Origin of the sequence: Paenibacillus hebaui (genome assembly GCF_051934385.1) — a bacterium.
Lineage (GTDB): Bacteria > Bacillota > Bacilli > Paenibacillales > Paenibacillaceae > Paenibacillus.
In genome coordinates, this window is sequence record NZ_CP196836.1 from 3,456,705 (window position 1) to 3,467,519 (window position 10,815).

9 protein-coding genes and 2 pseudogenes are annotated in these 10,815 nt (G+C 39.8%); 10 read left to right on the top strand and 1 reads right to left on the bottom strand.

The window, feature by feature from the left end; all coding sequences use genetic code 11:
• Nucleotides 1-36: 36 nt before the first annotated feature.
• The 4 genes from ACR32F_RS15290 (at nucleotide 37) to ACR32F_RS15305 (ending at nucleotide 1,864) form a co-directional block, all read left to right on the top strand.
• Nucleotides 37-882, top strand: coding sequence for a MerR family transcriptional regulator (locus tag ACR32F_RS15290; RefSeq protein WP_440119527.1), 846 nt, complete (start codon nucleotides 37-39; stop codon nucleotides 880-882).
• Nucleotides 883-991: 109 nt separating this feature from the next.
• Nucleotides 992-1,129 (top strand): hypothetical protein, encoded by a 138-nt coding sequence (locus ACR32F_RS15295; RefSeq protein ID WP_440119528.1) that lies wholly within the window; start codon nucleotides 992-994, stop codon nucleotides 1,127-1,129.
• A gap of 164 nt (nucleotides 1,130-1,293) precedes the next feature.
• A complete protein-coding gene (locus tag ACR32F_RS15300) occupies nucleotides 1,294-1,659 on the top strand; it encodes an IS3 family transposase (RefSeq protein WP_440119530.1) in 366 nt (121 codons plus the stop codon).
• Between the two features lie 49 nt (nucleotides 1,660-1,708).
• On the top strand, nucleotides 1,709-1,864 hold the full coding sequence (locus tag ACR32F_RS15305) for an IS3 family transposase (protein ID WP_440119879.1): 156 nt from the start codon (nucleotides 1,709-1,711) through the stop codon (nucleotides 1,862-1,864).
• A gap of 72 nt (nucleotides 1,865-1,936) precedes the next feature.
• On the opposite strand, the gene ACR32F_RS15310 is transcribed toward ACR32F_RS15305, so the two are convergent.
• Entirely contained in the window at nucleotides 1,937-2,812 is an 876-nt protein-coding gene (locus tag ACR32F_RS15310; RefSeq protein ID WP_440119531.1) for an arginase family protein, read from the bottom strand.
• 369 nt (nucleotides 2,813-3,181) lie between these two features.
• Here ACR32F_RS15310 and ACR32F_RS15315 point away from each other — a divergent pair.
• From ACR32F_RS15315 to ACR32F_RS15340, 6 genes and pseudogenes are all read left to right on the top strand, one after another.
• Nucleotides 3,182-4,134: pseudogene (locus tag ACR32F_RS15315) on the top strand (IS30 family transposase).
• Between the two features lie 543 nt (nucleotides 4,135-4,677).
• Complete coding sequence (locus ACR32F_RS15320) at nucleotides 4,678-6,171, top strand: argininosuccinate lyase (protein WP_440119532.1); 1,494 nt, start codon at nucleotides 4,678-4,680, stop codon at nucleotides 6,169-6,171.
• Nucleotides 6,172-6,218: 47 nt separating this feature from the next.
• Nucleotides 6,219-7,235 (top strand): annotated as a pseudogene (locus ACR32F_RS15325) (cysteine synthase family protein); the annotation flags it as partial.
• Nucleotides 7,236-7,502: 267 nt separating this feature from the next.
• Nucleotides 7,503-8,528 (top strand): ATP-grasp domain-containing protein, encoded by a 1,026-nt coding sequence (locus tag ACR32F_RS15330; protein ID WP_440119881.1) that lies wholly within the window; start codon nucleotides 7,503-7,505, stop codon nucleotides 8,526-8,528.
• Nucleotides 8,521-9,558 (top strand): GntG family PLP-dependent aldolase, encoded by a 1,038-nt coding sequence (locus ACR32F_RS15335; protein WP_440119534.1) that lies wholly within the window; start codon nucleotides 8,521-8,523, stop codon nucleotides 9,556-9,558. Before ACR32F_RS15330 ends, ACR32F_RS15335 begins: the two co-directional genes overlap by 8 nt.
• A 42-nt stretch (nucleotides 9,559-9,600) precedes the next feature.
• Complete coding sequence (locus ACR32F_RS15340) at nucleotides 9,601-10,803, top strand: ACP S-malonyltransferase (protein WP_440119535.1); 1,203 nt, start codon at nucleotides 9,601-9,603, stop codon at nucleotides 10,801-10,803.
• Nucleotides 10,804-10,815: the final 12 nt, after the last annotated feature.

Here is a 10,815-nt window from a genome sequence, read left to right on the forward strand (position 1 = left end):
GCTATGTGATATGAAACATTACACGGGAGTGACCACATGAATACGTTCTTATCTATTGGAGAGATGGCAAAACTGAATAACGTCACCATTCAGACGCTTCGTCACTACGATAAACTGGATATATTCAAGCCTGAACATGTGAATAAAGATAATAATTATCGTTACTATAGCGTGAGACAAATATTTTATCTTGATATCATCAAATATTTGAAGTTTATTGGTACGCCTCTTGACCAGATTAAGCAGGTAATCAAATTGCCACCTGAGGAGATTTATCTGTTTCTGGATAAGCAGGAGAGTATAGTCAAAGAAAAGATTAGACAGCTAGAGGATTCTCATCGCATTTTGAACCATCGTAAAGATCAACTTCAAGAACAAATTTTACTGGAGCGTCAGACAAAAGGAGTTGTTTACCAACGAAAGTTAGCGGATAGAAAAGTTTTAAAGCTGCAATTAAATAAACAGGTTACTCCTCTCGATAACCCGGATGTTTTTTTTCGTGATCTCGCCAATGTTCTGGAATTCGAAGGAATGATTATTGATAATTTGTATGGCTGCATCTATCCTCTTCAAGATTATAAGCATACAGCAGATATTCAATATAAGGCTTTGTACACCAATGTACACAAAGAGGCCATTTCTTCCGAGCACACGGATATTTCCGTGACTTCCATCCCAGCTGGGACGTATCTATGCATCACGTTTAAATGGTCGGTTGAGGCATACTACGGCTATTTCTCCAAACTAAAAGAGGCATACATTGCAATGGGATTACCGTTGAAAAACGAAGTAGAAGTATATGAGGTTTCACTTCCGAATAATTATGCTGTAGACAAAGACGAGGACTTTATTTCAGAATTACAGATCCGAATAGATCAATAGAAGCATCATAAAAAGGAACTGACCCCATAATGTGAGACAAATCAAAACACCTTCAAGAGAATGAAACCTTATCGTAAGATAGGGAGATCATCTTGGAGGTGTTTTTGTAATGGCAACCAGAGTGAGTTATCCCGTGGAATTAAAAATGAAAGCCATAGAAATGAGATTGGCAGAGGTGCCCGTGAAAGAGGTTATGGATCAGCTCGGAATACGAAATAAGACACAATTAGAAACGTGGATGAGATGATATCGAAAAGGAGAATTGCACCACTTAGAGCAACCAGTTGGTAAGCAATATAGCTACGGAAGAGGTCCAGAACACGCGACAGAACTCGAAAAAGTAAAAGCAGAAAACCGATTCTTGAAACAGCAACTGGATCTGCTAAAAAAGTACAAGGAACTGGAAAAGCGGTGGAAGCAGAAGTCGTTATCGCTTGGGTCGAGTCCATTCGAAAAGAAGTGACCATATCTGAGGCTTGTGCATGGCTTGGAATTGCTCGAGCGACCTACTACCGCTGGAAGGCAGCCTGGGAGAGCAAACGTCCAGATCCGATGGTGGAGAAAGTAGTTCAGCTTTGTGCTCAGCACAAGTTCCGGTATGGATATCGAAGAATCACTGCCTTGCTTCGGATTGAAGGTCCCATAAATCATAAACGGATAAAGCGAATTATGCAGTACGAGGGCTTACAGTGCCGAGTGAGGATGAAAAAACGAAAGAACACAGGGCAACCTGCAAAACCTGTGGAACATCTGCTAAAACGTAAATTTCATGCATAAGCTCCTTTGCAAAAACTGGTGACCGACATTACTTATTTGCCTTTCGGAAATAAAATGTTATACCTATCAAGCATTTTGGATCTGTACAACGACGGACATCGTTGAACAGACCGTTCGAGACTACATCAACTACTATAACTCAATTCGGATTCAAGCGAAACTAAATAACCAGTCTCCGATACATTTCCGAAGACTGGCTGCTTAAACTTGCAAGGTGTTTTGATCCCTGTCTCACAAAAGGGGTGCAGTCCCCTTTTTTTGATGCTTTTTTATTTGACTAATCCTTCAGCAGAGGCAACTTGTTCAGCATAGAAGAGAGGGCAATCGAATCCCAAGGCAAGTGCTCCGTAATTCCAAGTCCTACGACCTCAAACTCGGAAGCAACCTCTTGAATGAGACGCGTTACAGATTCCACAGAAGCACCTTTCGGCATCGTGTCCACGTTCTTCTCATATTCGCCAGGTCGAGCAAAGTAAGTGGAGCGAATCTGCTGGATATCCAGAACGTCCAGATCAAAATGAATAGCTATTCGAGTAGCACCCGTTTTCTTCAGCAATGATAGCACCGAATCGCTGGAGGTTCCAAATTCCGCAGCAGGGACATTAGGAAAATTAAATTTTTGATAAACGGACCGATCTTTTTCGCTCTCATCGTTGATACCTGCAAAAACAACGTGTGCTGGATTTACCTTGTTTGGAACCAAAGCAGCAAAATCCGTATCTCCCTCACCCAGAAGCGTTGCCAATACCATTGCATGATAATGTGGAAATATCTCTGCTGTCGTAACGTCGGGGTGTGCATCGATCCATAGAATGGCAAGATCATCTCCGTATTTGTCGGCCAGATATGCAAAAGGAGCGAGTTCGACACTACAATCCCCGCCAAGTACGACAAGACGATCAGGTTGATGCTCATGGATTATTTCAGAAGCACGCTTTGTTTGAGCGAGTAGTTGTTGTTTGGCGATAATACCATCTTCTTTTATTTGACTAAGGGACTCCGTAACTACAATGGGAACTTCAACTGTCTCTTGTCGGGTCACTGGAGCAAGCCATGCCAGAAGCTGTGCGCCAAAGTGATAGGCAGTGTTGTTTCCTCCTTGCCACTGCGGCATGATCAGACGTAGCGTTCGTTTATTTGTCGTTTCATTCATTTCATGTCATTCCTTTCAATCCAGAATAAGTTAAGCATAAACTCTATCCAAAGGAGAGAGTCAAGGCTCAGAAAGTTTAAACGTAATATTGGGAGGCAAGTGAAGATTGTGGTCAAAGGAGTTTTCTGGTTCCAGGAAACACTAGAGTTGAATTATTAGACAATCGTATGCCTGGGGAAGGTAGGGGGGTGAAATGCTTGTTCCGACAAAAACGACCTGTTGGAAATTACTGATTTCGCCTATGGAACTCCTATGACGGATTGTAATATGAAGTGCGACACCTACTGGAAATAAATAAAAAAAGGGCCCATGGCCGGATTCGTGTAAAATGAAGGTTCCTACACCACATTCACACAAGGAGAATCCACCATGAGCTACACACATCTTAGCATAATCGAACGCAGCAAGCTAGAAATCCTTCACCAGCACGGCCAAAGTGCACGCCATCGCAAAAGAGCTGGAAAGGCATCCTTCGACGATTTGCCGTGAATTGGAGCGCAGCGTTTCATCGCAACCCTATCAGGCAGAACAAGCTCAGAATGCTTATCAGGAAAGTCGTAAGGCTTCGGTATCTCCCGGTAAATGGTCAGACGCCTTGGCTGCTTCACTGGAGAAAACACTTGAGGCAACGTGGTCTCCGAAACATATCACGGAACGGTTTCGCGCCGATGGCCTGCCTGCGGTCTCCTTTAAAACCATCTATCGCTGGATCTACGCAGGACGTCTGGTTCAAGGTACATTACAAGTCTTACGTCACAAAGGGAAGCGTCAGAAACCCGCAGAAACTCGCTGTAAATTCGCCATTGGCAGAACTATTCAGATCGTCCGAAAGAAGTCCGTTCCCGTGAAACCTTTGGACAATAGGAACTGGATACCGTCGTATCGGGTCGTGGGAAAAGTAAAGGTTGCGTAGCCACACTCATTGAACGTAAAACGCGTCTATATACCGCTATTCTCATGCCTAATCGTACGGCATTGTCCATGGAGATCGCGCTTGGTGTAGCATCTCACAGTACCCCAAAGGGGCCTTCCTCACCGCAACCGCTGACCGTGGAAAGGAGTTTGCTTACTACGCCAATCTAGAGACGACCTACGGCCTCCATGTTTACTTTGCTAATCCGTAGTCATCTTGGCAACGCGGCTCCAACGAGAATGCGAATGGGTTACTACGAGAGTTCCACCCTAAGGGCACCGATTTCGCTCAAGTGGAGGATGAAGATCTCGCCGACTCCCTTGATTTAATCAATCACAGGCCAAGAAAATGCTTGGGTTGGAAGACCGCTCACGAATCTTTCACAGAGGAACTGTCGCACTTGACTTGACAATCCGTCTCAATAAATGATATTTATTTGTCATCAACGACTTAGTAAATCGCCAATCTCACCAAACGTATGTCTTTCGAGACGAAAGCCGAACCGCTATAACTCTTTCGTAGAGACGTTTATCAGATGTTTCTCTCATAGCTGCATCTAGTTGTTTGATTTCTTCATTGCTCATTTTCATCGCCGCCTTGGATGTGTTTACAATGTATTACCCAATTAGGCGATCTGAGAGACTTTGTTGATTTATTTATTGCGTTCTATAATAGAATACTTTGGTGTTGAATATTGAAAACAGACTATCAATAATGTATATTTAATCTATATTAGAAAATATTAGTTTTACTTGATTGAAATAGTATGGTTTTCATATATATTAAATTCAGTGAAATTACCCCCAATACAGAATTGTGAAACTGCCTCTGCTCTTTGATGTAAAATCCTAACTATTTTAGAACTGTCATTTGCATACAAGGTAAAAGTGTGATTTGAATCTACGTCCCAAGAAGAATATATAGAAATCAGAAATTCAAAGGGGTGCTTGAGATGTCGAATGTATTTACTGGTAGAATTGACAATTTCCCTGAACAAATATTACATGATGAGATTTTAGAGCCGCAATTTAATTACGAAGTAGAAAACTTGCTGAAGTACTATATCAATATTGAACAAGTTATGTTGTTAGAGTACGTGAAAATGCACTGTATTAGTAAAAGCCAAGGTGCTGAAATTAACAAAATTTTAAAGTCGATTACGAAGGAAGTATTGGTTGCCAGCCCTGAAAATAATATGTCTGATATCCTATTCGCAATCGAAAAAAATGTTGAAAGCTCTTTGACTGATTCAGTTCCTTACTGGCATGCGGATCGGAGTCGAAATGACGTTCAGGCATGCGCCCAACTGATGTTTGCTCGGCAAGAATTATTAGACTTGATAGCAAAGTTAGGCTTCTTAATTGATGAAATATTGAATTTGGCCAAGCGATATACAGATACCCCGATGCCTGGGTACACTCATTTCCAATCTGCACAGATAATTACTCCAGGTTTTTACCTCTCTGCTATGGCTGATGAACTGATACAAATACATAGAAATTGGATACATACATATGACAATATCAATAAATCTCCGCTAACTGCTGGTGCAATGGCTGGAGTGGAGTTGAACTGGGATAGTGAGTCACTTGCTAGCCTGCTTGGCTTCAGTAATACTTACACAAATGCTTTAAGATCAGTGGCCTCTAGGCAATGGGTTTTACAAATATCTGCTGAATTATCTGTTTTCTCCGTTTTGATTTCAAGATTTCTTACTGATCTTATGCTGTGGGGCAGCAGCGAATTTCATTTTATTGACTTGCCAGGAAACCTGTCAGGTATTTCTTCTGCAATGCCTCAGAAAAAAAATTTCCCCATCCTTGAACGCATTAGGGGGAAATGTTCACATTTGGCCGCTTTTCATAACAACTTTATTCTAGGACAAAAAAATACTCCATATTCTAATTTGGTCGAAACCTCAAAAGAAAGTAGCACTTACTTCATAGATCTTTCTCACACAAGTCAATCCATACTTACTCTACTAACACTCGTTATTCAGCATTTAAGTTTTAATAAAGAGAGAATGTTATATCTCTGTAAAAAGGATTATTTTGGTGGGTTCAGTTTGGCTAATTTTTTGACGATTAGAGAAAACATTCCCTATAGAAAATCTCAAATTATAGCAGGTCGCTACATTATAGAAGCGATGCGTATGAATCTTTCACCCGAAGAATACAACGTGCACATTCTAGAGCAAAAATGCGCAGAAGAAGGATTTAGTATTCATAACCCGGTTGAAATACTTGCCTTGTCTTTTGATGTAGAAAATAATCTGAACTTAAAGAAATCCCTCGGATCTACCAATCCATCTATGGTACAAAAAAGTATTGATCATCAACTGGAAGAGATTACGAGATGTAAGAGTAACTTAATATCTAGAGTAGCGGATTTATTAAACGCCGAAATTGAAAGAGAAAATCAATTTTCACGCTTTTTGCGTAAATAAAAATAGAATACGGAATGAGAAGATCAAAATAAGCAGGGGGAACAAATATGATTGAGAATATGGTAGGTATGATTGGTAATACGCCTCTAATTCAGTTGAAGGCGACCGCCTCCCCAACGCAGCAAGGAAAATTATTCGCAAAACTGGAATTGATGAATCCATTTGGAATGAAAGATCGAGTTGCTAAAAGAGTAATAGAATGTGCTAAGAAATCAGGGATGTTAAAAGAAGGGGCCCCCATTATTGAAAGTTCATCTGGAACCATGGCTTGCGGGCTTGCTCTGGTCGGACGTTGTATGGGACACCCTGTTCATATTGTTACAGATCCCCGTATAGATAGGGTCACACATGCTAAGTTAGAATCATTGGGCTGCAATATTCATATTGTCACGAAAATGGGGAAAGAGGGAGGGTGGCAAACGGCACGTTTGGAGTTGTTAGACTCTCTACTACAGCAATACCCTGATGCTTTTTGGCCGAGGCAATATGAAAATCCAGAAAACCCGAATGCGTATGAGGATATGGCCATGGAGATAATGAAGGATATTGGCAAAGTAGATGTTCTAGTTGGATCTGTAGGAAGTGGGGGTTCACTGTCCGGAACAGCTCAAACGTTAAAGAAATATAATCCGAATTTAAAAGTAGTTGCAGTTGATGCAGTTGGCAGTGTGATTTTCGGTCAACCTGATCAACCAGGCCGCTTGCAGGGTGGATTGGGAAACAGCATAATTGCTCCTAATGTTAATTTTAATATCATAGATGAAGTACATTGGTTAAATGATGAGGAAGCATTCAATGCTACCCTAGAACTTGCATACCAAGAGCAAATCTTTGCAGGAAACAGTTCTGGATCAGCTTATCATGTTGCTAAGTGGTTAGCAGAACAAGCCGAGGTATCATGTAATGTTGTTGCGATTTTCCCTGATCGGGGGGACCGATATGCGAACAATATCTATAATCAAGATTACCATGAACAAAATAATTTGTTTTTAGGCAGAACACAAACGAAGCCTAAATGTATTGATTTAAATGCAGTTGCAGATTGCTGGTCATATACTTCTCTGCCAAAGAAGCAATCCAGCAAACGTCTTGTTTTTATTGAGTCAAATACAACAGGAACAGGAATGCAGGCACTACAAAAGGCAAGGGATTTAAATTATGAACCTGTGTTAATTTCTAGAAATCCAGATTTATACCGAAATTTAAGTCACGATCTTTGTGTTGTTATAACGGCTGAAACTAATGATAAAGCAAGTTTGTATCAGGCTGTGATTAAAGAGAATATCCAATCAATTGCAGGGATTATGACCACAAGTGATTTTTACTTAGAAATGGCTGCTGAATTAGCTGGATATTTTGAACTGAAGGGCAACAGTCGTGAATCAATACATATTTGCCGGAATAAAGTTCTTTTCAGAGAAAAGCTTCATGAGCACAGCGTTAAACAACCGAAATACGACATAATAACATCGGAGTCTGAGTTGTATTCACTTCGTTCTGAAATCGATTTCCCCTGTGTTTGTAAAGTTGCAGATGATAGTGGGTCCAATAATGTACGTCTGTGTTCCTCATGGGAAGAGTTAGAGGAACATGCTTTGAAGATCCTAAAAATTGAGTTCAATGGACGTGGCCAAAAAACAATGCAAACAGTATTAGTGGAAGAGTATATTGAAGGTCCTGAATTTAGTGTTGAAATGTTCTCATGGGATGGCGTTGCGGAGTGTATTGGGATCACAGAGAAAGCTGTAACGGGAAGCCCCTACTTCGTTGAATATGCGCATATATTCCCAGCCAAACTTTCTAAAGAGAAGGAGCATCACATTATAGAGGTGGTCAATTCAACACTTAAAGCCGTTAAATTCACAAACGGTGCTTCACATACTGAAATTAAACTAACAGACAGAGGTGCATATGTAATTGAAACGAATGCACGATTGCCTGGAGGTATGATACCTGAACTTGTCAAAAATTCAACTGGAATAGATTTGTTGAACAGCCAAATTTTAAGCTCAGTGGGTATAAAACCGGAATTTATTAAAGAGAACCTGGGAGTTTCAGGAATTTACTTTTTTACGGTGGAAGTATCTGGTATATTACGAAACATAAATAACTTAGAACAAATTACAGAGATGGCAGAAGTGAAAAGTATTTCTATCTATATAAATGAAGGAGAAGCTGTTCAGGCACCAGAAAATTTCTCGCATAGAATAGGACATGTTATTGTTGCTGGCACTTCTTATGAAGAAGTAAATCAATTATTGAAGCAGATTGACCAGTTGACAACGTATTCAATTGATCCACTGCAAGTTGGGCAAAAAACATTAATTTTGAATGGAAAAGGAGCAGGAAATGATTGAATTTAGAAGTGATACCTTTACCCTTCCTACACGAAAGATGATGCAAGCCATACAGAATGCAACTCTTGGAGACGATGTGTATGGTGAAGATCCTACAGTCAGAGCACTAGAGGAGAAGGCAGCTTTAATCTTAGGAAAAGAAGCATCCATTCTGATGCCTAGTGGTACTATGGCAAACTTATCATCGATTATGGTTCATTGCTCAAGGGGGTCGAAAATTCTTGTGGGGGATGAAAGTGACATTTATATCTATGAAGCTGCGGGTGCTTCAGTATGTGGAGGCATTATGTATGAGAAGATTCCAACCATGTTAGATGGAACGTTACGTATCCAAGACTTGGAAGAAGCATTTCCAAAGGATATGGACGATCCTCAATTCGCGATCCCATCATTAATTTGTATTGAAAACTCGCATAATAGAATGGGGGGAAGGGTTTTACCCATATCGTATCTCGAGGAATTGAAGTCATTTTCAATGAATAAAAATATACCTGTTCATATGGATGGAGCAAGGCTTTTTAATGCTGCAATTTCTCTGGGAGTGGAACCAAAGGAAATCACTAAATATGCTGACACAGTACAAATATGTTTATCCAAAGGGTTGTCTTCTCCGATAGGTTCTATGGTTGCAGGTTCAAAAGAGTTTATCAATAAAGTGTATCGAATTCGAAAGATGTTAGGGGGAGGTATGAGACAGGCAGGAATCATAGCAGCTCCGGGATTAATAGCGTTAGAAGGATATATGGGAAGGTTAACTGTGGATCATGAACATGCGAGGATACTGGCTGAAGGCTTAGCCAATATACCTGGAGTGATTTTAGAAATGGAAAACGTCGAAACTAACATTGTGTTCTTTCGTATCGATTCATCTAAGCTTACAACAGAAATTTTTATCAAGGAAGCAAATGAAAGAGGGCTTAATCTGGCAGAACTAGGCACGGACAGAATTCGAATGGTTACTCATTCGGGTATTAACTCTACTGATATCAAAAAAGCGCTTGAAATAATACATTCCATATTGGCTGGATAAGGCGAAGGAAATGATTTTTTGGATGAAAAGAGGGAGGATACGATGTCAGTAGCTTTAATTTTTCCAGGGCAAGGTTCTCAATACATTGGTATGGGGAAGGAGCTATGCACATCATTTTCACTGGCGAGCCAGACAATTGAAGAAGCAAGTGAAATCATCAACATGGATATAACAAAATGCTGGAGGACGGATTATAACCTAAATAATACGCGGGATGCACAACCCATGATTCTCGCTGTCAGTATTGCAGCGTTTCGAGTTTTTTATCAAGAAATTGGATTGAGCCCCTCTGCAGCTGCTGGTCATAGTTTAGGAGAATACGCCGCTTTGGTCAGTAGTGGACACATCTCTTTAAAAGATGCTTTAAATATTGTAAAAGTACGAGGCGAATTGATGCAAGCGGCTTCTGATCAGTTTCCTGGGCGAATGGTTGCGACAATGCATTCTAATTATTCAGATGTAGAAGAAATTTATGATCGCACTAGGAGACGTTGGAGAAATTTCACTCTCGCATGTGACAACTCAAAATTGCACAAGGTGTTTTCGGGAACTATTGAAGCTACAGGAATGTTCATAGACCAACTTAAAGATAAAAATATCCAATATAAAGTGATTAATAACTCAGGAGCATTTCATAACGATACCATGCAAAGTGCAGCGAATAAAATGTTTGAAGTATTAAGTGATGTAAAGGTGAATAAAGGGGATTTCCCAGTTCTATCTAACGTAGATGCTCTTCCTCATACGATGAATACATTGAAAAAAATGTTGGTGCTACAAATTACTAAACCGGTTAGATGGAGAGAAACAGTGGATAACTTAGTCAGACATGGTGCAACATCTTTTGTCGAAATTGGACCGAGAAAAGTATTAGGAAATATGATCGATCATGATAAGAAGAATTTTCAGTTTTTATCTTTTTGTACAAGTAAAGACGTGGATCAGGTGAGATCTATGTTAGAAATTCAGCCTAATAATTCTGAAGGGAGTAAAGATGATTTTTCTATTGTTGATGAATTGGTGAATCACAGTATTGTGATGAAAAATTATAACTATACAAATATCAATTATAATGCAATTCATGAAATCTATCATAAAATAAAAGATTTGAAGAACAATGGTACCATTAATGAAAATACGAATAGACAAATAATCCAATATATATTAGAAATATGTAATTTAAAAAATATTCCATTTGAAGAACAAGAGAGCTTCAAAGCAAATTGGTTGAGAAATTATGCGTAAAATAAAATTTCA

Excerpts from the sequence above, each read along its gene's own strand:
- ACR32F_RS15290 (WP_440119527.1), top strand. The coding sequence starts at position 37 with ATGAATACGTTCTTATCTATTGGAGAGATGGCAAAACTGAATAACGTC.
- ACR32F_RS15295 (WP_440119528.1), top strand. The coding sequence starts at position 992 with ATGGCAACCAGAGTGAGTTATCCCGTGGAATTAAAAATGAAAGCCATA.
- ACR32F_RS15310 (WP_440119531.1), bottom strand. The coding sequence starts at position 2,812 with ATGAATGAAACGACAAATAAACGAACGCTACGTCTGATCATGCCGCAG.
- ACR32F_RS15320 (WP_440119532.1), top strand. The coding sequence starts at position 4,678 with ATGTCGAATGTATTTACTGGTAGAATTGACAATTTCCCTGAACAAATA.
- ACR32F_RS15330 (WP_440119881.1), top strand. The coding sequence starts at position 7,503 with ATGGCTGCTGAATTAGCTGGATATTTTGAACTGAAGGGCAACAGTCGT.
- ACR32F_RS15335 (WP_440119534.1), top strand. The coding sequence starts at position 8,521 with ATGATTGAATTTAGAAGTGATACCTTTACCCTTCCTACACGAAAGATG.
- ACR32F_RS15340 (WP_440119535.1), top strand. The coding sequence starts at position 9,601 with ATGTCAGTAGCTTTAATTTTTCCAGGGCAAGGTTCTCAATACATTGGT.